Below are 21747 nucleotides of genomic sequence, written 5' to 3' on the forward strand. Positions count from 1 at the left end.
GTAGCGCGCCGTGGTGGACCAGCTGACCGGACCCCGCCGCCCCGCCCCGCCCACCGTCGTCGACGCCACCCCGCTCTGGGTGGACTCACGCCTGCGGTACGAGCTGGGCCTGCGGGTCGAGGGGGCGGCGCTGGCCCGCCTGGGTGCGCACGGGGCCCGGTGCCTGGACGTCGGCCCCGGCCGCCGCGGCCTCGGTGCGCGGGTCGCGGTCACAGCCCTGGGCGCCACCGCGGTCCGCGCGGTCGACCTGCACCCGGCCTCGGTCGAGGCGGCCCGGCGTGCCCTGGCCGACCTGGGCGACCGGGTCACCGTCGAGCGCGCCGACGCGACTGCGCTGCCGGTGGACTCCGCCAGCCAGGACCTCGTGGTCTCGATGCACACGCTGCACCACGTCCCGGACTGGCCGGCCGTGGTCGCCGAGTACGCCCGGGTGCTCCGGCCCGGCGGGCAGCTGGCCTACGCCGAGCTGACGTCGGCGTTGATCGACGCCCGGTGGTTCCGCCTGGTCTCCCGGCACCCGACGGACCGGTTCACCGAGGACGACCTGCTCCGCGGGCTGGAGGAGGCCGGCTTCGACGTCCCCGCGCGGACGCACCGCAGCCGGGTCGGGGGACGGTGGCTGCTGGGCGTGGCCACCCGCCGGTGACCGGGTCGCCGCGGGACGTGCTGACCCGGGCGCTCCGCCTGCTGGTCCGCCACCGCCGCACCGCCTACCTGACCGCCGCGCTGGCCACGGCGGTCAACACCGTCCCCGACGTCGTCCGTCAGCTCCTGGTCCGGGACGACCCCAGCCGCTGGCACGCGCTGGCGGTCGACGTCGTCGGCGTGCTGACCGCGGTCCTCGCGCAGCTGTGGGTCACCGGTGCCCTGGTGGACCTGCCCGAGGGAGGGGTGGCGCGTCGCCGCGGGGCCCTCGCCCGGGGCACGCGGGTGGGCCTGCGGGCGGTCCGTGCGGCACCGGCGACGGTGCTGGCCGGGGTCGTCGCCGGGGGTGCGGTGTCGGCGGTCCTCACCCTGCCGGCCTCGGTCGCGGCGCTCGGGGCGGGCCAGGTGATCGGCCCGCTGCGGGACCCGGACGTCGGTGCCTTCGCCGTCGCCACCGTCAGCGACGTCGTGGCCAGCGCCGCCACCTTGCCCTTCCTGGCGCTGGTCCTGGTGCTGGTCGGCGCCGGCAGGGTTCGGGACGGGGGCGACCGGGTTACCGGGGAGCCATGACCGATCCCTGGGCCACCACCCGCCTGTCCGTCGGCTCCCTCTCGATGTGGCTGGGCACGGTCGCCCTGTTCGCACCGCGGCGGACGGCCCGGCTGCTCGGGGTGCACCCCCGGGCGACGGAGCACGACCGCGCCCTGCCGTTGCTGGTCCGGCTCGCCGCCGCCCGCAACATCGCCATGGGTGCGGCCCTGCTGGTCAGCCCGCCTCCCCAGGCGCAGCGCACCACCGAGGTGACCCTGCTGCTGACCGGCATCGACGCGGCTGCGGTCCTGGTGGCCACGCGGAAGTCCGACACCGCGACCCGCAGCGCGGTGCTGTCCCTGCTGGTCCTCGCCACCAGCGCTGCCGGGGCCCTGCGCTGGCACCGTCGGTGAGCACGCCGACCGACGACGGGGTGCGCCAGGCGGTCGAGGGCGAGCTCGCCCTGCTGCGGCCGCAGGTGCGGTCCTCGGCGCAGGCCGGGGAGCTCCTGCACCCGGACTTCGTGGAGTTCGGGTCCTCCGGCCGGGTCTGGACCAGGCCGGAGATCGTGGCGGCGATGGCGGGGGAGCTGTCCCTGGCCGGCGTCGAGCTGGTGGTGTCCGGCATGGGCGGCACCCGGCTGGCCGACGACGTCGTCCACCTGACCTACCGCACCGAGCGCGACGGGGTGGCCGTGGGGCGCAGCTCGGTCTGGCGGCGCACGGGCGACCGCTGGCAGATCTGGTTCCACCAGGGCACGCCGCTCAGCCCCACGGCAGCAGCCGCACCCCCGGAGGGGTGAGCAGCAGCAGCGGGTCCAGGTAGGTCTCCCCGGTCCGGGCACCCCAGTGCAGGCAGGCCTCGACCGGGCAGCCCGCGTGACCGGCCAGCAGCACGCCGACCGGTGCGCCCCGGGCCACCGGCTGCCCGGCCGCCACGGTCGGCTGCACCGGCTCGTAGGTGGTCCGGACGCCGTCGGGGTGGTCGACGCTGACCACCGGTCGGCCGGCCACCATGCCGGCGAAGGCCACCACGCCCGCGCCCGCGGCGAGCACCGGGGCACCGGCCGGGCCGGCCAGGTCCACCCCGCGGTGGCCGGGCCCGTACGTGCTGGCCGGCGGTGCGAACGGGCGGGTCACCGACGGCGTCCCCGCCAGCGGCCAGCCGTAGGTCCCGACCGGCACGGGCGGCGCGGCCACCGCCGGGGCGGCCCCGGTGAGCAGGGCGCCGGTCAGCGCGGCGAGCAGGACCAGGCGCAGCACGGGCATGACCGCAGGGTGCCGCGGAGGACCGCCCGGCAGGGCCGGCGAGGCCCGGCTGTGGACGGCGGGCCCGGCTGTGGAGGACCGCGGTCGGAGGTCCCCGGGGTGCGGGTATGCTCGCCCCTGCGACCGGTCTCGCGACCGGTCGACTTCGCGCGTCCTCCTCCCACCGCCACGCGGTGGGGCGGATGCCACCTCGGTCCCGCTCCGGCGGGGGAGTGGCCCGCTCAGGACGCCAGGGCGGTGCACCACCCGGTGCCCGCGACAACCGAGTAGCGCGGTGGACCGGCCGGAGGGTCGGGTGCCGCGCGTGCACACAGAGAGGCGGCGCCACGTGGCAGTCGTCAGCATGAAGAACCTGCTCGACAGCGGGGTCCACTTCGGGCACCAGACCCGTCGCTGGAACCCGAAGATGAAGCGCTTCATCTTCACCGAGCGCAACGGCATCTACATCATCGACATCCAGCAGACGCTGGGCTACATCGACCAGGCCTACGAGTTCGTGAAGCAGACCGTCGCCCACGGCGGTTCGATCATGTTCATCGGGACCAAGCGCCAGGCCCAGGAGGCCATCGCCGAGCAGGCGACCCGCGTCGGCATGCCCTACGTGAACCAGCGCTGGCTGGGCGGGATGCTCACCAACTTCCAGACCGTCTACAAGCGGCTGGAGCGCCTCAAGGAGCTCGAGGACCTCGAGCAGACCGGTTCGCTGGTCAGCCTGTCCAAGAAGGAGCAGCTGGTCCTCTCCCGCGAGAAGGCCAAGCTGGAGCGCTCCCTCGGCGGTATCCGCGACATGAAGAAGGTCCCCAGCGCCGTCTGGGTCGTGGACACCAAGAAGGAGCACATCGCCGTCGGCGAGGCCCGCAAGCTGGGCATCCCCGTCGTGGCGATCCTGGACACCAACTGCGACCCCGACGAGGTCGACTACAAGATCCCGGGCAACGACGACGCGATCCGCAGCGCCGCCCTGCTCACCCGGGTGATCGCCGACGCCGTCGCCGAGGGCCTCATGGCCCGCTCCGCCGCGCAGGCCAACGCCGGTCGCGGTGAGGACGGCGCTGCGCCGGCCGCCGCCGACGCCGAGCCGCTGGCCGACTGGGAGAAGGAGCTGCTGACCGGTGGTCAGGGCGCCGACGCCGCTGCGCCGGCCGACAGCTCGGTCCCGGCCGACGCCGCTGCCGAGACCCCGGCGGAGACCCCTGCCGAGGTCCCCGCGGTGACCGAGGCCGACCAGGCGCCGAACGCCGGCGACCCGGCCGTCACCGAGATCGTGCAGGACAGCACCACCCAGGCGTGACCCGACGGCGCCGCCGTCCGTCCACCCGGGCGGACGGCGGCGCCGCGGCATGTCCCCCCACACCCAGCACAGAAGAGGAAGTGACATGGCTGCTGTCACAGCGACCGACGTCAAGCGTCTGCGCGACGCCACCGGCGCCGGCATGATGGACTGCAAGAAGGCCCTGACCGAGTCCGACGGCGACTACGACAAGGCCGTCGAGCTCCTGCGCGTCAAGGGCGCCAAGGACGTGGGCAAGCGCCTGGAGCGCTCGACCACCAACGGCCTGGTCGTCACCCGCGACGGCGCGATGCTCGAGCTCGACTGCGAGACCGACTTCGTCGCCAAGAACACCGACTTCGCCGCGCTGGCCGAGCGTCTGCTCGACATCGCGCTGCAGAGCAAGCCGGCCGACGCCGCCGCGCTGCTGGCCACCGAGGTCGACGGCCAGACCGTGGAGAAGCTCGTCGAGGGCGAGTCCGCCCGCATCGGCGAGAAGCTCGTGCTCTCCCGCTTCACCGTCTTCGACGGCCCGACCGCGGTCTACCTGCACAAGCGGGCCACGGACCTGCCCCCGGCCATCGGCGTCGCGGTGCAGTACTCCTCAGGCACCGAGGAGGCCGCCCGGTCGCTGGCGATGCACATCGCCGCCGCCCGTCCGCGCTTCCTCACCCGCGACGAGGTCCCGGCCGAGGCCGTCGAGACCGAGCGCCGCGTCGCCGAGCAGACCGCGAAGGAGGAGGGCAAGCCGGAGCAGGCGATCACCAAGATCGTCGAGGGTCGGGTGAACTCCTTCTACAAGGACTTCGTGCTCCTCGAGCAGCCCTCCATCACCGAGCCCAAGCGCACGGTGAAGCAGGTCATCGACGAGGCCGGCCTGACCGTCGACCGGTTCGCCCGGTTCGAGGTCGGCCAGAGCTGACAGCAGGACCCGCACGTCGCCACCGGCCCCGCTCCCGCCCGGGAGCGGGGCCGGTGGCGCGTCCGCCCGCCGCTGCCGCCGGGCACGCGATGCGGCAGGATCGTCGAAGCATCCCGTCCCCGTGACGGGGCCGTCCCAGCACGTCGCCACGGATGAGGACCACGTGACCCAGACCCCCGCACTGCCGCTCTCGGCCCCCACCGCCTTCCAGGCCGCCGGGGCCGGCGGCTACGACCGGGTGCTGCTCAAGCTCTCCGGTGAGGCCTTCGGCGGAGGTGGCGTCGGGGTCGACCCGACCATCATCCGCGACATCGCCGAGCAGCTGGCCGTCGTCGTCTCCCGGGGCACCCAGGTGGCCATCGTCGTCGGCGGCGGCAACTTCTTCCGCGGCGCCGAGCTCTCGCAGGCGGGCATGGACCGCGGGCACGCCGACTACATGGGCATGCTCGGCACGGTCATGAACTGCCTGGCGCTGCAGGACTTCTGCGAGAAGGCCGGCATCGAGACCCGGGTGCAGACCGCCATCACGATGGGCCAGGTCGCCGAGCCCTACATCCCGCGCAAGGCCATGCGGCACCTGGAGAAGGGCCGCGTGGTCATCTTCGGCGCCGGCGCCGGCATGCCGTACTTCTCCACCGACACCGTGGCCGCCCAGCGGGCCCTGGAGATCGAGTGCCAGGTGCTGCTGATGGCCAAGAACGGGGTGGACGGCGTCTACGACGACGACCCCCGCACCAACCCTGCCGCCACGATGTACACCGACCTGGACTACGCCACGGTGCTCACCGACCAGCTGGCCGTCGCCGACGCGACCGCGATCAGCCTGTGCATGGACAACCGCATGCCGATCGTCGTGTTCAACCTGCTCCGTGACGGCAACATCGCCCGCGCGGTGGCGGGTGAGAGGATCGGCACGCTGATCAGCCGGTCCGCCTGAGGCCCAGCCCGCACGACCAGAACAGACCGGCCGCAGGGCCGCAGGAGGAGAACAACGTGATCGACGACACCCTGCTCGACGCCGAGGACAGGATGGACAAGGCGCTCTCCGTGGCCCGCGAGGACCTCGGCTCCGTGCGCACCGGCCGGGCCGCCCCGTCGATGTTCAACCGCATCGTGGTCGAGTACTACGGCGCGATGACCCCGGTCCCGCAGATGGCCTCCATCACCGTGCCCGAGGCCCGCATGGCGGTCATCAAGCCCTACGACGCCGGCCAGCTGGGCGCCATCGAGAAGGCGATCCGCAACTCCGACCTGGGCGTCAACCCGACCAACGACGGCCAGCTGATCCGGGTCAACTTCCCGCAGCTGACCGAGGAGCGTCGCCGCGACCTGGTCAAGCAGGCCCGCAGCAAGGGCGAGGACGCCAAGATCGCGATCCGCAACGTCCGCCGCCGGGCCAAGGAGGAGCTGGACCGGATCAACAAGGACGGCGAGGCCGGCGAGGACGAGGTGCGCCGCGCGGAGAAGGAGCTCGATGACCTCACCGCCCAGCACATCACCGGCATCGACGACGCGATGAAGAACAAGGAAGCCGAGCTGCTCGAGGTCTGACCGACCCCCGCCGCCACCGCCGATGGCCTCCTCACCGCACCCGCAGCCCGGTCCCGACGGACCGGGCTCCGGCCGTTCCCGGCTGGCCGAGCCCACCACCGAGGCCCTGCCGCTGGTCGGCCGGCCGGCGCCGGCCGCGGACGGCCCCCGGCCCGAGATCCCGCCACCGGCCAGCCCCGCCGACGACGGCGACGAGCCCCCGCTGACCGCGCTGCCCGACGCCCTGGGCGCCGAGGCCACCGGCGAGCCGCCGGCCGACACCCCCAGCGGGGCACCGCGGACCAGCCGGACCGGGCGCAACCTGGGTGCGGCGATCGGGGTCGGCGCCGGCATGGGGGCGGTGGTCATCGCCTCCCTGTTCCTGTACCGGCCCTCGTTCCTGCTGGTCGTGGCGCTGGCCGTGGTGGTCAGCGTGACCGAGCTGGTGCGGGCGCTGGACCGGGGCGGCTACCGGCCGCCGCTGCCGCCGGTGCTGGTCGGCGGGCTGCTGATGGTGGGCCTGGCCTGGACCCGCGGCGCCTCGGGCCTGGTCGTCGCCTTCCTGCTCACCGTGCTGGCCGTGCTGCTCTGGCGGCTGGGCGACGGCCCGGTGGGCTACCTGCGCGACGCCTCCGCGGCGGTTCTGGTGGCGCTGTACGTCCCGTTGCTGGCCGGGTTCGCCGTCCTGCTGCTGACCCCGGCGGACGGCACGGCCCGGGTGCTGCTGTTCATCGCCACCGTGGTCTGCAGCGACGTCGGCGGCTTCGCCGCCGGCGTGCTGTTCGGCAAGCACCCGATGGCCAAGTCGATCAGCCCCAAGAAGTCGTGGGAGGGCTTCGCGGGCTCCGTGCTGGCGTGCGCGGTCATCGGCACCCTGGTCATCACGCTCACCTTCCACGGGCCCTGGTGGGGCGGCATCGCCTTCGGGGTGGCCATGGCGGCCACCGCCACCCTCGGCGACCTGGCGGAGTCCCTGATCAAGCGCGACCTCGGCATCAAGGACATGGGCACGATGCTGCCCGGGCACGGCGGCCTGATGGACCGGATGGACTCGCTGCTGCCCTCGGCCGTGGTGGCCTACCTGCTGCTCACCGCGATCGTCCCGGGCTAGAGCGCCGGCAGGTCGGTCGCCGTCCGCGGCTCCGGCCACGGCACGGTCCGCACCACCGCGGCGGCGGGCAGCGGGCCGTAGAGGTGCGGGAAGCGCATGGACTCCGGGTCACCGGGGACGCCGGGCTCGTAGCGCACCGGGTCGGTCAGCCGGTCCTCGTCCACCACGAGCAGCAGGACGTCGTCCCGGCCGGCGAACAGCCGCTGGGCCGGCAGGTGGACCTGGTCGGGTGTCGACAGGTGGACGAAGCCGACCTCGGGCAGCGGGTCGACACCGCCCCGCGCAGCAGCGGTGTCCCAGTCCTCGACGGTGCACAGGTGCAGCAACACGCGGCCAACCTAGGCTGCCCGCGATGGACCAGCAGCCCGACGCCACCGATGACCCCGGTCCGATCGACGAGCCCGGTCCGATCGACGAGCCCGGCCAGGTCGACGAGCCCGGCCCCACCGAGTGGCCGACGTCGGTCGGGGTCGGTCCGTGGCCAGGGCCGTGGCCCACGGACCCCCGGTACGACCCGCAGCTGCTGGCCGAGGGCGACCGGCGCAACGTCGTCGACGGCTACCGGTACTGGACCCTCGAGGCGGTGGTGGCCGACCTGGACCGCAGGCGGCACCCCTTCCACGTGGCGATCGAGAACTTCGGCCACGACCTGAACATCGGGACGGTGGTGCGCACCGCCAACGCGTTCCTGGCCGCCGAGGTCCACGTGGTCGGCCGCCGCCGCTGGAACCGCCGGGGGGCCATGGTCACCGACCGCTACCAGCACCTGCGCCACCACCCCGACGTCGCCGGGCTGCTGGACCACGCCCACGCCGAGGGGCTGGCCGTGGTCGCGGTGGACAACGGCCCGGGCACCGTCCCGCTGGAGACCGCCGACCTGCCGGCGGCCTGCGTGCTGCTCTTCGGCGAGGAGGGACCCGGCCTCACCCCCGAGGCGCGGGCCGGCGCGGACCTGACGGTGTCGATCGCCCAGTTCGGGTCCACCCGGTCGCTGAACGCCGGGGTGGCGGCCGGGATCGCGATGCACGCCTGGATCCGGCAGCACACCAGCCCCACCGGTCACGGCGGCTGACCGCACCCCGGCCCGGGCCGTGGCGCCTCCCGCGTCGGGCGCCGGTGGTCGGTCAGCATGGCCTGCGTCCGGGACCCGCCGGGCCGGAGGGAGGTCCCGTGAGCAGCTCCGTGGTGCCGCGGCCCGGACCGGCCTGGGACGACGGCTGGCTGCCCGAGTGGCTCACCGCGGGGGACGCCGTCGCCCCGTCCGACGCCGCCGGGGACCCCGTCCCGGAGGTCCCGGAGGTCGACCCGTCCCCTGCCCGGTCCCCGGGCTCGGTGGGCCGCCTGGTCGTGGCCACCGGTGCGGTGGTGCTGGTCGTCCTCGCCGCCGTCCTGGCGTCGCTGGGCAGCCCGACGGCCCCGGCACCCGCGTCCGCCGCCGTCCCCGCCGCGGCGGGCACCGCGGGGACGGTCGGCGGGGCGGGGCCGCCCCCGTTCCTTTTCAACCTCTTGCGTTGCCGACCATTCCCCTCCACTCTAGTCTATTCCACTCCATTCCCTTCCATTGCATTCCATACTATTCCATTCCATTCCTTTGCATTCCGTTTCCAATCTATTCGATTCCATTGCATTCCAGTCCAATCCANTATAAGAGCCGGCGGCCGGGCCGCCACCCGCCCCCGCCGGGCCGGCGACGACCGACCCGCCGGCCTGAGCCGGGACCGATCTCACCGTCCCGACGAGGACACGGGGGACCTGCCGGTGGGACAGTGGTGCGGTCATGACTGCTGAAACCACCGCTCCCCGGGCCCCGCTGCCCCTGGTCTTCGACGCCCCCCGCCGGGCGGCGAAGCCTCCGCGCCACCTCGCCGACCTGACCCGCGAGCAGGCCCGCGCGGCCGTCGTCGAGCTGGGCCACCCGGCCTTCCGGGCCGACCAGCTCGCCCGGCACTACTACGCCGGGGTGACCGACCCCGCGGCGATGACCGATCTGCCGGCGGCGACCCGCACCGAGCTCGTCGAGGCGCTGCTGCCGGGGCTGCTGACCGTCGTCCGGCACCAGAGCGCGGACGGCGGCCGGACCCGCAAGACCCTCTGGCGGCTGCACGACGGCGCCCTGGTGGAGAGCGTGCTCATGCGCTACCCCGACCGGGCCACCGTGTGCATCTCCAGCCAGGCCGGCTGCGGCATGGCCTGCCCGTTCTGCGCCACCGGGCAGGGCGGGCTGACCCGCAACCTGTCCGCGGCCGAGATCATCGGCCAGGCGGTCGCGGCGGCCGCGGCGATGGCGAACGGGGAGATCCCCGGGGGCCCCGGCCGGTTGTCCAACGTGGTCTTCATGGGCATGGGCGAGCCGTTGGCGAACTACAACCGGGTGCGCACCACCCTCGGCGCGCTGCTCGCGCCGGCGCCCTACGGCCTGGGCCTGGCCCAGCGCTCGGTCACCGTGTCGACCGTGGGCCTGGTCCCGGCGATCCGCCGGCTGACCGAGGAGGGCCTCAACCTGACCCTGGCGGTCAGCCTGCACGCGCCCGACGACGAGCTGCGCAACACCCTGGTGCCGGTCAACACCCGGTGGAACGTCACCGAGGTGCTCGAGGCCGCCGACGCCTACGCCCGGAAGACCGGTCGCCGGTACTCCATCGAGTACGCGCTGATCCGGGACGTCAACGACCAGCCCTTCCGGGCCGACCTGCTCGGGTCACGGCTGGCCAAGCGGCTCGCGCACGTGAACCTGATCCCGCTCAACCCGACGCCGGGGAGCCAGTGGGACGCCAGCCCGCTGCCGGCCCAGCGCGAGTTCGTGGCCCGGCTCCGCGCGCACGGCGTCTCGACGACGGTGCGCGACACGAGGGGCCAGGACATCGACGGCGCGTGCGGCCAGCTGGCGGCCAGCGAGGACGTCGGTGTGCCCGGCGTGGCCCTGCCCCAGCCGCAGCTCGAGCCCACCGTGGAGCTGGGCGCCGAGTCCGACGACTGACCTGCTCGGCTCCGTCCGCCCACGGGGCGGACGGAGCCGGTCGGTCACTTGGAGCGCCAGGCGTTCTTCCGGCGGCGCCAGTCCCACACCAGGATCACCAGCAGGATGACGACGAAGGCGTTGAGCCAGATGTTCTCGACGTCGCCCTCGTGGTTGGTGAACTGCATCGAGAAGAGCACCAGCGCGGCGACGAAGACGCCGATGCGGCCCTTGCGGCCGGTCTCGCCGTGCCAGCCCCAGTCCTCGGGGCGGTCGATGTCGTGGACCGGCTCGGAACCCGCCCGGACGATCGCCTCCTCGCGGTTGGACTGGGCGACGACGGTCGCGCTGGTCTGCTGGCCGAGGTGGTCGTTCGCGCTCACCGCCCCATCATGGCAGGCGCACACCCGCCGCACCCGGCAGCCGGGCGGGTCGGCCAGGATGGCCGCATGAGCGAGCCCCGCACGGTCACCGTCCTGGGGTCCACCGGCTCCATCGGCACCCAGGCGATCGAGGTGGCCCGGGCCAACCCGGACCGTCTCCGGATCACCGGCCTGGCCGCGGGGGGCAGCGACATCGCCCTGCTGGCCGAGCAGGCGCTGACCCTCGGGGTCGACACGGTGGCGGTCGCCCGGGCGACCGCGGCCCAGGACCTGCAACTGGCCTTCTACGCCACCGCCCAGCAGCGCGGCTGGGCGACGGGGGACTACCGGCTGCCCGAGATCCTGGCCGGCCCCCGCGCCGCCGAGGAGCTGGCGATCCGCCCGGCCGACGTCGTCCTCAACGGCATCACCGGCTCCATCGGGCTGGGCCCGACCCTGGCCGCGCTGGGTGCCGGGCGCACCGTCGCGCTGGCCAACAAGGAGTCCCTCGTCGCCGGCGGCGCCCTGGTCACGGCCGCGGCGGCCCCCGGCCAGCTGGTGCCGGTGGACTCCGAGCACTCCGCGCTGGCCCAGTGCCTGCGCGGCGGTGCCCGCGGCGAGGTGGCCCGGCTGGTGCTCACCGCCAGCGGCGGGCCCCTCCGCGGCCGCCGCGCCGCCGAGCTCACCGACGTGACGGGCGAGCAGGCCCCGGCCCACCCCACGTGGGCGATGGGGCCGGTGGTGACCATCAACAGCGCCACCCTGGTCAACAAGGGCCTGGAGCTGATCGAGGCGCACCTGCTCTTCGACGTGCCCTACGCCGACATCGACGTCGTGGTCCACCCGCAGTCGATCGTGCACTCGATGGTCACCTTCGCCGACGGCGCGACCATCGCCCAGGCCAGCCCGCCGGACATGCGGCTGCCGATCGCCCTGGCGCTGGCCTGGCCCGACCGGCTGCCGCACGTGCAGCCGGCCCTGGACTGGTCGGCCGCGCAGTCCTGGGAGTTCGCCCCGCTGGACGCCGAGGCGTTCCCCGCCGTGCGGCTGGCCCGGGCGGCCGGGGAGGCCGGCGGCGTGGTGCCCGCGGTGTTCAACGCGGCCAACGAGGAGGCGGTGGCCGCGTTCGTGGCGGGTCGCCTGTCGTTCCCAGGGATCGTGCAGACGATCGCGCGTACCCTCGACGCGGCGCCGGACCTCGGCGTCCCCACCCGTGTCGAGGACGTGCTGGCCGCCGAGAGGTGGGCCCGGGAGCACGCCCGCCGCACCGTCGCCGGAGGTTGAGCTGACCGGGTTCCTGCTGACCGTCCTGGGGATCGTCGCCTTCTTCGCCGGGTTGCTGTTCTCGATCGGCTTCCACGAGTTCGGCCACTTCTACTGGGCGCGGAAGTTCGGCATGCGCGTGCCGCAGTTCATGGTCGGCTTCGGGCCGACCCTGTTCTCCCGCCGTCGCGGCGAGACCGAGTACGGCGTGAAGTGGATCCCGCTGGGCGGCTACATCCGCATCGTCGGCATGATCCCGCCGGCCGAGGCGGGCGAGAGCAAGCGCGCCACCCGCATGCGCAGCTTCATCGCCGAGGTCCGCGGCGCGGCGCTCAACGACGTCCTGCCCACCGACGGCGACCGGGTCTTCTACAAGAAGCCCTGGTGGCAGCGGGTGGTCGTGATGTCGGCCGGTCCGCTGCACAACCTGCTGCTGGCCGTCGTGCTGTTCACCATCACGCTCACCGCGATCGGCACGCAGGTGCTCACCACGACCCTGGCGTCGGTGCCCGCCTGCGTGATCCCGTCCAACGCGGAGACCCTGACCCAGGACTACACCGACGCCCAGCGCTGCTCCACCCCGCTGGTGACCACCGGCGCGGACGCCGGCCAGGTCTGCGAGGAGGGGACGGCGGACTGCGCCGTGCCGGCCGCGAGCCCCGCGGCCGAGGCGGGCCTGGAGCCCGGCGACACCATCACCGCGATCGACGGCCAGCGTCTGGACCCGACCGGTTGGGACTCCTGGACGACGGTGCAGACCGCCGTCCGCGGGGCGCCCGACCGGCAGCTCACCCTCACCGTCGAGCGCGACGGGCAGGAGCGCCAGGTCGAGATCACCCCGATCCCGAACACCGTGGCCGACCTGGACGGCGAGGGCACGGTCACCGCCGGCTACCTCGGCGTCAGCCCGGCCGACACCCTGGCCCGGCAGTCGATCACCGAGGTGCCGGCCTACTTCGGCAACATCGTGGCCCGCTCGGTGGACCGCCTGCTGGAGATCCCGCAGCGCATCCCGGCGCTGTTCGGCGCGGCCTTCCTCGGCGACGAGCGCGACGAGAACGGCCCGATCGGCATCGTGGGCGTCGGCCGCATCTCCGGCGAGGTGTTCTCCCTCACCCAGTTCAGCGGCCTGGAGAAGCTCAGCTTCTTCCTCGGCCTGCTCGCCAGCGTCAACCTGGTGCTGTTCCTGTTCAACCTGCTGCCCATCTACCCGCTGGACGGCGGGCACGTGGCCGGCGCCCTGTACGAGAAGGCCCGGTCCACCGTGGCCAGGATGCGGGGCAAGGCTGACCCGGGCCCGTTCGACATCGCCCGGCTGATGCCGGTGGCCTACCTGGTCGCCGGCTTGTTCATCGCGCTGTCGGGTCTGCTGCTGGTGGCCGACATCGTCAACCCCATCACGCTGCAGTAGAGGACACTGGGAATCGTGAGCGTCTCCCTCGGCATGCCTGCCCCACCGCCCCCCGTCCTGGCCCCGCGACGCAAGACCCGTCAGCTGGACGTCGGCGGGGTCGGCGTCGGCAGCGACTCCCCGGTCAGCGTGCAGTCGATGTGCACGACCAAGACCGCCGACATCAACGCCACGCTGCAGCAGATCGCCGAGCTGACCGCCTCGGGCTGCCAGATCGTGCGGGTCGCCGTCCCGGACACCGACGACGCCGAGGCGCTGCCGATCATCGCCAAGAAGTCGCAGATCCCGGTCATCGCCGACATCCACTTCCAGCCGCGGTACGTCTTCGCCGCGATCGAGGCCGGCTGCGCCGCCGTCCGGGTGAACCCGGGCAACATCAAGAAGTTCGACGACAAGGTCGGCGACATCGCCCGCGCGGCCAAGGAGCACGGCACCCCGATCCGGATCGGGGTCAACGCCGGCTCGCTGGACAAGCGGCTGCTGGAGAAGTACGGCAAGGCCACCCCCGAGGCGCTGGTGGAGTCCGCGCTGTGGGAGTGCTCGCTGTTCGAGGAGCACGACTTCCGCGACATCAAGATCTCGGTCAAGCACAACGACCCGGTCGTCATGGTGCGGGCCTACGAGCTGCTGGCCCAGCAGTGCGACTACCCGCTGCACCTGGGCGTGACCGAGGCCGGTCCGCAGTTCCAGGGCACGATCAAGTCCGCGGTGGCCTTCGGCGCGCTGCTGAGCCAGGGCATCGGCGACACCATCCGCGTCTCGCTGTCCGCGCCCCCGGTCGAGGAGGTCAAGGTCGGCCTGCAGATCCTGGAGTCGCTGAACCTCAAGCCGCGCCGGCTGGAGATCGTGTCGTGCCCGTCGTGCGGGCGGGCCCAGGTCGACGTCTACAAGCTGGCCGACGAGGTCACCGCCGGGCTCGAGGGCATGGAGATCCCGCTGCGCGTGGCCGTCATGGGCTGCGTCGTCAACGGCCCCGGCGAGGCCCGCGAGGCCGACCTGGGTGTGGCCTCCGGCAACGGCAAGGGCCAGATCTTCGTCAAGGGCGAGGTCGTCAAGACCGTGCCCGAGTCGATGATCGTGGAGACCCTCATCGAGGAGGCGTTCCGGATCGCCGAGCAGCAGGCCGACGCGGGCGTGGCCTCCGGCGCGCCCACCGTCAGCGTCTCCTGACCCGGTGACCGTGCTGGGCGCCCGGGCCGCCCGGGTGCTGGACGCCTCCGACGAGCGGGCGGTGCGCGAGCTGCTGGACACCGACCCGGTGGCCACCTGCATGCTCGCCGGCCGGGTCGAGACCCACGGCGTGGACCCGGCGTCGCTGGGCGCCCCGCTGTGGGGCGTGGGGGCGCCGGGCCGGCTGGACGCGGTCTGCCTGGCCGGGGCGAACCTGATCCCGTTCGCCCGGCCGGGCATCGAGGTCGAGGCCGCCCGGGCCTTCGCCGACCGCGCCCGACGGGCCGGCCGACGGTGCTCGACCATCGTCGGCCCGGTGGCCGCCGTCGCCCCGCTGTGGGACCGGCTGGCCCCGCACTGGGGTCCTGCCCGCGACATCCGGCCGCGGCAGCCGCTGCTCGCCATCGACGGGCCACCGCTGGTGGCCGCCGACACCCGGGTCCGCCCGGTCCGGCTGGCCCAGCTGGAGACCCTGCTCCCGGCGGCCATCGCGATGTTCACCGAGGAGGTCGGGGTCAGCCCGCTGCGGGTGGACGGCGGGGCCGGCTACCGGGCCCGGGTCACCGAGCTGGTGCGGGCCGGTCAGTCCCTGGCCTGGATCGAGGACGGCGCCGTGGTGTTCAAGGCCGAGGTGGGCGCGGTCTCCCGCCGGGCCTGCCAGGTGCAGGGCGTGTGGGTGGCCCCCGAGCACCGCGGCCGGGGGATCGGCCAGGCGGGCACCGCCGCGGTCGTCGAGTACGCCCGCCGGTCCATCGCCCCGGTGGTCAGCCTGTACGTCAACGACTTCAACGCCGCGGCCCGCGCGGCCTACCACCGGGTGGGCTTCCGCGACGCCGGCACGTACGCGTCGGTGCTCTTCTAGGACCGTCGGGGTCCCGTGCCAGAGTGCAGGGGTGAGCACACGACGGGGCGCGGTCCTGCTGGTGACGACGGCCCTGCTGGCCGGTCCGGTGCTGGCCGCCTGCTCCTCCGACGACCCCGCCGACGGCGCCCGGTCGGCCGCGCAGGCGTTCCTGGACGCCTGGACCGGCGGCGACCTCGAGGGCGCGGCCGGCGACACCGACGACCCCGCCACGACCACCGCGCTGCTGCAGCAGACCGTCACCGACCTGCCCGACGCCACCCTGGCCGCCGACCTCGGCGAGGTGACGGTCACCGGGGACGACGAGACCGCCGCCACCGCCGGGTGGACGGCGACCTGGGACCTCGCGGCGGCCCCGGACTGGACCTACACGGCCACCCTCGACCTCGCCCGCGCCGACGCGGACGCCGACTGGCAGGTCGTCGCCGAGCCCACCGGGGTGCACCCCGAGCTGGGCGTGGGCCAGCACCTGCAGCTGTCGCGGGCCCTGCCCGAGCGGGCCGCGATCACCGACGCCTCCGGCGCCCCGCTGTTCACCGAGACCGAGGTGGTGAACGTCGGCGTCGACAAGGCCCAGGTCACCGACCTGCCGACGCTGGCCGCGGCGCTGGGCGCGGCCACCGGCATCGACCCGGCCACCATCACCACCGACGTCGAGGCCGCGGGCGAGGGCCAGTTCGTCCCGGTGATCACCCTGCGCCGTCCGGACTTCGAGGCCATCCGGGCCCAGGTGTTCGACCTGCCCGGGGCGGTCTTCCCGACCTCCACCCGCGTGCTGGCCCCCACCGCGCAGTTCGGCGCCGCCCTGCTGGGCCGGGTCGGCGACGCCACCGCCGAGGCGATCGAGGAGACCACCGGCGAGGACGGCCAGCCGCTCTACGCCGCCGGGGACTCCTTGGGCCTGTCCGGGCTGCAGCGCGCCTACCAGGAGCAGCTCACCGGCACCGCCGGCTTCACGGTGTCCGTGATCAGCCTGGACACCAGCACCGGCGACACCGGCACGGTCGTGGGCTCGGTCGACCCGGTGCCCGGCACGCCGGTGCAGGTGCCGCTGGTCCCGGCGATCCAGTCCGCGGCCGACGCCGCGGTCGCCGGGCAGTCCCTGGCCACCCACGTCGTGGTGGTGCGCCCGGGCACCGGCGAGGTGCTGGCGGTGAGCTCGAACGCGGCCGCCAACCCGGCGAACGCGCTGAGCGGGCAGTTCCCGCCCGGCTCGAGCATGAAGACGATCACCGCGACCGCCCTGCTGCAGGCCGGCGCGGTCACCCCCGACACCGCGGTCGCCTGCCCGGGCACCACCACCGTCGACGGGCGCGAGTTCGAGAACGAGGACCAGTTCGACCTGGGCACCGTGCCGTTCACCGAGGCCTTCGCGCAGTCGTGCAACACCACCTTCATCCAGCAGGGGCTGACGCTGCCCGATGACGCGCTCAGCGCGGCGGCGGCGAGCTACGGGGTGGGCACCGACTGGCAGCTGCCGGTCGGCATCTTCTCCGGCAGCGTGCCGGCGACCAGCACGGGGACGACCAAGGCCGCCGACGCCATCGGCCAGGGCGAGGTGCTCATGAGCCCCGCCCAGCTGGCCCTGGTGGCCGCGGGCATCGCCAGCGGCACCCCGGCCGCGCCGGTCGAGGTGGTCGGCGCCGACCCGGCCGGTGCCGCGCCGGCCGGTCCGGGCCAGGCGGTGCTGGACCAGCTGCGGCCGATGATGCGCCAGGTGGTGCTCTCCGGGACGGCGACCGGGCTGGCCGGGCAGGGCGAGGTCTACGGCAAGACCGGCACCGCCGAGTTCGGCACGAACACGCCGCCGGACTCGCACGGTTGGTTCGTCGGCTACCAGCTCGGCGGGCCGCAGGGCGACATCGCCTTCGCCGTCCTCGTGGAAGCCGGGCAGTCCAGCAGCGTCGCCGTCCAGGTGGCCGACGCCGTCCTCGGCGGGCTGGGCTAACCGCCGGGGTTGAGGACCTGGTTGCCGATGATGACCGCCGAGATGCCGCCGAAGACCAGGACCGCGACGACCATCACGACCAGGCGGTAGCCGCGCACCCGGATGGCCTGCGGCAGCGCGGTCCGGTTGAGGCGGATCAGCAGGATCGAGTAGACGAACATCATGAAGCCGCCGACCACGGAGCTGATCACCAGCAGCACCAGCGGCTGGTCGAAGCCGGACAGCAGCACCACGGCGCCGACGACGAGCAGGCCCCAGACGACGGTGGAGTAGATCCGGCTCTCGCTCCAGCGCTGCGACCCGGCCAGGTAGGTCACCTTGACGGTGTCGGCGACCAGCCGGGCGGTGTAGTCGCAGATGCCCAGGGCGGCCGCGTACAGCGACACCGCCCCGATCCACCAGAAGAACGTGCCGAACCAGCTGCCCACGGTGTCGGTGAGCACCTGGCCCTCGGTCTGCAGGAAGCTGATGTCGTTGCCGGGGGTGTCGGCGCCGAACACCGTGGCGTAGGCGATGACCGACGTCGCCGAGATGGTCAGCCAGGTCAGGAACCAGAAGCTGACCATCTGCTCGGTGTTGGCGACCCGCCACCAGCCCTTCCAGCGCCGCAGGTTCTCCGGCGTGGCCGGGAACAGGAAGCCCGTGGACGGCTTCGCCTGGTCCTCGCCGGTGACGGGGGAGACCAGGCGGGGGATCCGGGCACCCATGCCGAAGCCCTTGTCCCGGATCCAGTTGCTCTGCACCAGGTTCTGCCCGCCGCCCCCGCCGGCGAACGCCAGCGCGCCCAGCACCAGGGCCAGGCCGAGCTGGCTGGGCACCGACCCGAAGTCGGTGACGACCCGGCGGGTCTCGGCCACGTCGTCGGCCCCCACGACGGCGACGAACGCGATCACGATGAACGCCAGCACCGCGCCGACCTTGACGAACTCGATCCGCTCCACGGCGGTGTAGACCACCGGCGACAGCGTCAGCACCAGCCCGATCGAGCCCAGCATCAGCAGGGCGATGAGGGTGACGTCCCCGCCGCCGACCGCGTAGGTCAGCACCGTGGCCGAGCTGGTCGCCCACCCGGGCCACAGGTTGGCCAGGATCGTCAGCAGCCCGAAGACCAGGCCCCAGTGCCGCCACAGCCGGGAGAACCCGGTCAGCGCCGTCTCCCCGGTGGCCAGGGTGTACCGCTCGATCTCCATGTTGATGAACAGCTGCAGGGTCACCCCGACGAACGCCGCCCACAGGAACGACAGCCCGACCTCGCTGGCGATGTAGGGGTAGAGCACGAACTCACCCGACGCCAGCCCGATGCCCGCGCCGATGACGCCGGGGCCCAGGACCTTCCGCAGCGGCCGGGGCTCGGGCAGGTCGGCGGTCCCCGGCACGGGCAGGGCACCCCGGGCGGTGGGGAACCGGCGTCCGGGTTCCTGGGCGGCGAGGGGGTCGGTCTCGGGCTCGGCCATGCCGCCGATCATCGGGGCCGCACAGCCGGCTCGCAGGTTCAGGCCGCGGGCAGGCCCGGGGTCGCCGTCGTCACCGGGGTGACCCCGGCCTGCGGCCGCCAGGACACGGCGCGCACCTCCGCGGCGCAGGCGGCGGCCACGGCGGTCTCGCGCACGGAGCGCTCGGCGGCCTGGTCCAGGACCCAGACCCAGGCCGACGTCGTGCCCTCCTCCAGGGTGACCGCCAACCGGGCGGCGTCGACGGCGGACAGCACCGGGAACGGCAGCTGGTAGGCCGCCTGCGTCGGCACCGGGTCGGCGCCCCGTGCGGTCAGCACGGCGGCCACCTGGTCCCGCAGGTCGCGGTGGGACTCGGCGGCCGCGACGACCGGGGTGCGGTCGGCACCGGCCAGGGCCGCGCCGACGGTGCCGTAGCCCCAGACGGCGGCGTGCTCGGCGGCCAGCGCCTCCTGCAGCGCGGCGGTCTCGGCGCGGGTGGACCCGGCCTCGCCGTCGTCGGAGGAGGACGTGGACGCGGGGGAGGGGGAAGGGGAGGTCATGCCAGCTGCCCGTCCTGGCCGCGCAGCCCGGCGGCGATGCTGCCCAGCAGGGCCGCCCGGGCGCCGGTGAAGTCCAGGCAGGCGGTGGCGTGCGACTGCGCCGCCGCGGCGACCCGGGCGCGCAGGTCCGCCCGGGGGTCGCCCGTCGCCGCCGGCGCCGTCCCGCCCGAGGGGGTCGCCGACCCGGTGACCGAGGGCGCCGCCGCCCGCAGCCGGTCGAGCTGGGCCTGCGCCTGGTCGGCCAGCGCGGTGCCCGCGGCCGCCAGGTCCGGCGCCGCGGTGAACGCGGTGGCGTAGGCGGCGACCAGCTGCTCCTGCACCGCCACCTGCTCGGCGAGCTGGTCCACCTGGGCCGGGGTGACGGCGTCGGCGCCGGGCGGGGCGTCGGTGCACCCGGCGACCACCGCCAGCAGCGGGAGGGCCCCGGCGGCGACCAGCAGCGACCGGCGGGACAGCGTGCCCGCGGCGGCCGGGTGGACGGGGCGGGTGGACATCGGGCACATCCTGGCAGCAGCCCCGGGGCCGGGCACGCCCGCCGGGCCGGGAGCGGGCCCGCGGGCGGTACCGTGGGGCTTCCGTCGCGGCTCCCCGCGACCGTCGCCGCGTCCGGTGCCCGCTCCCCGGTCCGCCCGGGACGCGCACCGGTCCGCCACCAGCCCGCCCGAGGAGGCCCCCGGTGTCCACGTCCGGCTCCCGCTCCGGTCCCGTCGCCGCCCAGCGGCTCACCGGCTGGTTCACCCCGGTGGTCACCGCCGCCGGCTACGACCTCGAGGACCTCGACGTCCGGGCCGCCGGCACCCGGTCGGTGGTGCGGGTCGTCGTGGACCGGGACAGCGGCGTGAGCCTGGACGACGTCGCCGAGGTCAGCCGCGCGCTGTCCGACGTGCTCGACGTCCAGGACGACGACCCGGGCCGCTCGCCCTACGTCCTGGAGGTCACCAGCCCGGGCGTGGACCGGCCGCTGACCCTGCCCCGGCACTGGCGGCGCAACGTCGGCCGGCTGGTCACCACCAGCGTCGGCGGCGCCGAGGTGCTGGGCCGGGTCGTGTCGGTCGACGACGCCGAGGGCGTGACCCTGGCGGTCGAGAAGGGCGGGGCCAAGAAGGGCCAGGTCCGCAAGGCCGCCGGCGACCGCACGCTGGGCTGGGACGAGCTCGGCGAGGGCCGGGTGCAGGTCGAGTTCAACCGCCCGGCCGGACACCGCGACGAGCACCTGGTGCACGAGGGACCCGCGGACGACGACGACGAGCCGCTCACCGCCGACGACGTCGACGAGCTGGACGACGGCACAGACGAGCAGGACGACGCGCACGACGGGGCCGCCGACGCGGCCCAGGACCAGGAGAGACAGTGAACATCGACGTGACCGCCCTCAAGGCGGTCGAGCGCGAGAAGGGCATCCCGGCCGACACCGTGCTGCAGGCGATCGAGACCGCGCTGGTCACCGCCTACCGGCACGCCGAGGGTGCCGCCAAGCACGTCCGCGTGCAGATCGACCGCAAGAGCGGCGAGGTCGCCGTGCTGGCCCAGGAGCTGGGCGAGGACGGCGAGGTCGTGCACGAGTGGGACGACACCCCCACCGACTTCGGCCGGATCGCGGCCAGCACCGCCAAGCAGGTCATCGTGCAGCGGCTGCGCGACGCCGAGCACGAGAAGACCTTCGGCGAGTACATCGGCAAGGAGGGCGACATCGTCGGCGGCGTCGTCCAGGCCCACGAGCGCCGCAACAGCGAGGGCACCGTCCTGCTGGACATCGGCAAGGTGGAGGCGAACCTGCCCTCCACCGAGCAGGTCCCGGGCGAGACCTACCCGCACGGCAGCCGGCTGAAGGCCTACGTCGTGTCGGTCGCCCGCACGTTCCGCGGGCCGCAGGTCACCATCTCCCGCAGCCACCCCAACCTGGTGCGCAAGCTGTTCGCCCTCGAGGTCCCCGAGATCGCCGACGGCAGCGTCGAGATCGTGGCGGTCGCCCGGGAGGCCGGCCACCGCTCCAAGATCGCCGTCCGCACCTCGGTGCCCGGGCTGAACGCCAAGGGTTCCTGCATCGGCCCGATGGGCCAGCGGGTGCGCAACGTGATGAGCGAGCTGCACGGCGAGAAGATCGACATCGTGGACTGGTCGGACGACGAGGCCACCTTCGTCGCCTCTGCGCTGTCCCCGGCCCGGGTGACGAGCGCCCGGGTGGTCGACCCGGCCGCCCGCGCGGTGCGCGTCGTCGTCCCGGACTACCAGCTGTCGCTGGCCATCGGCAAGGAGGGCCAGAACGCCCGCCTGGCCGCCCGCCTCACCGGCTGCCGGATCGACATCCGCAGCGACGCCCAGCCCGAGTCCGAGGACACCGTGTCCCCGGGCGTCGGCCGGGCCCCGCTCCGCTCGGCCCCGCGGCCGGCGGGGGAGACCGGTGGCCTGCCCGGTCGGGGTGGCCCCCAGCGCGGCGGCCCGCGGGACGCCCGCGGGGGTCCCGTCCGACGGCCGGAACACCGCGGGCCGTCGGCGCGCTAGACT

Annotated in this window: 24 protein-coding genes; 18 read left to right on the forward strand and 6 right to left on the reverse strand. The window is 74.3% G+C overall.

Annotation, left to right across the window (positions count from 1 at the left end; translation table 11 throughout):
- Positions 1–13 precede the first annotated feature (13 nt).
- From LFA75_RS17910 to LFA75_RS17925, 4 genes are read left to right on the forward strand one after another with little or no spacing between them, the layout of a single operon-like run.
- The gene (locus LFA75_RS17910; RefSeq protein ID WP_225234954.1) at positions 14–646 is read left to right on the forward strand and encodes a class I SAM-dependent methyltransferase; all 633 of its coding nucleotides are present in this window, start codon (positions 14–16) and stop codon (positions 644–646) included.
- Positions 643–1215, forward strand: coding sequence for a hypothetical protein (locus tag LFA75_RS17915; protein ID WP_225234955.1), 573 nt, complete (start codon positions 643–645; stop codon positions 1213–1215). Before LFA75_RS17910 ends, LFA75_RS17915 begins: the two co-directional genes overlap by 4 nt.
- Positions 1212–1589 carry a DUF4267 domain-containing protein gene (locus LFA75_RS17920; RefSeq protein WP_225234956.1) on the forward strand — a complete coding sequence of 126 codons (378 nt, stop codon included), beginning with the start codon at positions 1212–1214 and terminating at the stop codon, positions 1587–1589. Before LFA75_RS17915 ends, LFA75_RS17920 begins: the two co-directional genes overlap by 4 nt.
- Positions 1586–1978, forward strand: a complete 393-nt coding sequence (locus LFA75_RS17925) for a nuclear transport factor 2 family protein (RefSeq protein ID WP_225234957.1) — start codon at positions 1586–1588, stop codon at positions 1976–1978. The genes LFA75_RS17920 and LFA75_RS17925 overlap by 4 nt, the downstream gene beginning before the upstream one ends.
- Here LFA75_RS17925 and LFA75_RS17930 read toward each other — a convergent pair.
- Positions 1941–2444: a M23 family metallopeptidase gene (locus LFA75_RS17930; protein ID WP_225234958.1), complete on the reverse strand. Its 504-nt coding sequence runs from the start codon at positions 2442–2444 to the stop codon at positions 1941–1943. The genes LFA75_RS17925 and LFA75_RS17930 overlap by 38 nt on opposite strands.
- Before the next feature lie 328 nt (positions 2445–2772).
- On the opposite strand from LFA75_RS17930, the gene rpsB reads away from it, so the two are divergent.
- The 5 genes from rpsB to LFA75_RS17955 all read left to right on the forward strand — a co-directional run bounded on the left by rpsB (position 2773) and on the right by LFA75_RS17955 (position 7277).
- Entirely contained in the window at positions 2773–3735 is a 963-nt protein-coding gene (gene rpsB / locus LFA75_RS17935; RefSeq protein ID WP_225234959.1) for a 30S ribosomal protein S2, read from the forward strand.
- A gap of 85 nt (positions 3736–3820) precedes the next feature.
- Positions 3821–4636, forward strand: a complete 816-nt coding sequence (gene tsf / locus LFA75_RS17940) for a translation elongation factor Ts (protein ID WP_225234960.1) — start codon at positions 3821–3823, stop codon at positions 4634–4636.
- A 163-nt stretch (positions 4637–4799) separates the two neighbouring features.
- Complete coding sequence (gene pyrH / locus LFA75_RS17945; RefSeq protein ID WP_263639390.1) at positions 4800–5573, forward strand: UMP kinase; 774 nt, start codon at positions 4800–4802, stop codon at positions 5571–5573.
- A 56-nt stretch (positions 5574–5629) separates the two neighbouring features.
- Positions 5630–6187 carry a ribosome recycling factor gene (frr, locus tag LFA75_RS17950; RefSeq protein ID WP_225234961.1) on the forward strand — a complete coding sequence of 186 codons (558 nt, stop codon included), beginning with the start codon at positions 5630–5632 and terminating at the stop codon, positions 6185–6187.
- 22 nt (positions 6188–6209) lie between these two features.
- Positions 6210–7277, forward strand: a complete 1068-nt coding sequence (locus tag LFA75_RS17955) for a phosphatidate cytidylyltransferase (protein ID WP_225234962.1) — start codon at positions 6210–6212, stop codon at positions 7275–7277.
- Here LFA75_RS17955 and LFA75_RS17960 read toward each other — a convergent pair.
- A complete protein-coding gene (locus tag LFA75_RS17960; protein WP_225234963.1) occupies positions 7274–7606 on the reverse strand; it encodes a DUF952 domain-containing protein in 333 nt (110 codons plus the stop codon). The two genes, LFA75_RS17955 and LFA75_RS17960, sit on opposite strands and share 4 nt — an antisense overlap.
- Positions 7607–7629: 23 nt before the next feature.
- Between LFA75_RS17960 and LFA75_RS17965 the strand changes: the two genes are divergently transcribed.
- Together LFA75_RS17965 and rlmN are read left to right on the forward strand one after the other, a co-directional pair.
- Entirely contained in the window at positions 7630–8349 is a 720-nt protein-coding gene (locus LFA75_RS17965; protein WP_225234964.1) for a TrmH family RNA methyltransferase, read from the forward strand.
- A 705-nt stretch (positions 8350–9054) separates the two neighbouring features.
- Positions 9055–10254: a 23S rRNA (adenine(2503)-C(2))-methyltransferase RlmN gene (gene rlmN / locus LFA75_RS17970; RefSeq protein ID WP_225234965.1), complete on the forward strand. Its 1200-nt coding sequence runs from the start codon at positions 9055–9057 to the stop codon at positions 10252–10254.
- A gap of 44 nt (positions 10255–10298) precedes the next feature.
- On the opposite strand, the gene LFA75_RS17975 is transcribed toward rlmN, so the two are convergent.
- A complete protein-coding gene (locus tag LFA75_RS17975; RefSeq protein ID WP_225234966.1) occupies positions 10299–10616 on the reverse strand; it encodes a DUF2631 domain-containing protein in 318 nt (105 codons plus the stop codon).
- A gap of 66 nt (positions 10617–10682) precedes the next feature.
- Between LFA75_RS17975 and dxr the strand changes: the two genes are divergently transcribed.
- Genes dxr through LFA75_RS18000 form a run of 5 tightly spaced genes read left to right on the forward strand, consistent with a single transcriptional unit; the run spans position 10683 to position 17249 of the window.
- Positions 10683–11879 (forward strand): 1-deoxy-D-xylulose-5-phosphate reductoisomerase, encoded by a 1197-nt coding sequence (dxr, locus tag LFA75_RS17980; RefSeq protein WP_225234967.1) that lies wholly within the window; start codon positions 10683–10685, stop codon positions 11877–11879.
- Positions 11809–13269 carry a M50 family metallopeptidase gene (locus LFA75_RS17985; protein WP_225234968.1) on the forward strand — a complete coding sequence of 487 codons (1461 nt, stop codon included), beginning with the start codon at positions 11809–11811 and terminating at the stop codon, positions 13267–13269. Before dxr ends, LFA75_RS17985 begins: the two co-directional genes overlap by 71 nt.
- 15 nt (positions 13270–13284) lie before the next feature.
- Positions 13285–14439, forward strand: a complete 1155-nt coding sequence (gene ispG / locus LFA75_RS17990) for a flavodoxin-dependent (E)-4-hydroxy-3-methylbut-2-enyl-diphosphate synthase (protein ID WP_225234969.1) — start codon at positions 13285–13287, stop codon at positions 14437–14439.
- Positions 14440–14443: 4 nt separating this feature from the next.
- Entirely contained in the window at positions 14444–15301 is an 858-nt protein-coding gene (locus LFA75_RS17995; protein WP_225234970.1) for a GNAT family N-acetyltransferase, read from the forward strand.
- A 31-nt stretch (positions 15302–15332) separates the two neighbouring features.
- A complete protein-coding gene (locus LFA75_RS18000; protein ID WP_225234971.1) occupies positions 15333–17249 on the forward strand; it encodes a penicillin-binding transpeptidase domain-containing protein in 1917 nt (638 codons plus the stop codon).
- Here LFA75_RS18000 and LFA75_RS18005 read toward each other — a convergent pair.
- The 3 genes from LFA75_RS18005 to LFA75_RS18015 are packed head-to-tail and all read right to left on the reverse strand — an operon-like array spanning position 17246 to position 19736.
- Positions 17246–18703, reverse strand: a complete 1458-nt coding sequence (locus LFA75_RS18005; RefSeq protein ID WP_225234972.1) for an Nramp family divalent metal transporter — start codon at positions 18701–18703, stop codon at positions 17246–17248. The two genes, LFA75_RS18000 and LFA75_RS18005, sit on opposite strands and share 4 nt — an antisense overlap.
- A gap of 38 nt (positions 18704–18741) precedes the next feature.
- On the reverse strand, positions 18742–19242 hold the full coding sequence (locus LFA75_RS18010) for a ferritin-like domain-containing protein (protein WP_225234973.1): 501 nt from the start codon (positions 19240–19242) through the stop codon (positions 18742–18744).
- Positions 19239–19736, reverse strand: coding sequence for a hypothetical protein (locus LFA75_RS18015; RefSeq protein WP_225234974.1), 498 nt, complete (start codon positions 19734–19736; stop codon positions 19239–19241). Before LFA75_RS18015 ends, LFA75_RS18010 begins: the two co-directional genes overlap by 4 nt.
- 182 nt (positions 19737–19918) lie before the next feature.
- Between LFA75_RS18015 and rimP the strand changes: the two genes are divergently transcribed.
- The gene (gene rimP, locus LFA75_RS18020) at positions 19919–20596 is read left to right on the forward strand and encodes a ribosome maturation factor RimP (protein WP_225234975.1); all 678 of its coding nucleotides are present in this window, start codon (positions 19919–19921) and stop codon (positions 20594–20596) included.
- On the forward strand, positions 20593–21744 hold the full coding sequence (nusA, locus tag LFA75_RS18025; protein WP_225234976.1) for a transcription termination factor NusA: 1152 nt from the start codon (positions 20593–20595) through the stop codon (positions 21742–21744). Before rimP ends, nusA begins: the two co-directional genes overlap by 4 nt.
- Positions 21745–21747 lie beyond the last annotated feature (3 nt).

It is taken from the genome of Klenkia terrae (genome assembly GCF_900491935.1).
GTDB lineage: Bacteria > Actinomycetota > Actinomycetes > Mycobacteriales > Geodermatophilaceae > Klenkia > Klenkia terrae.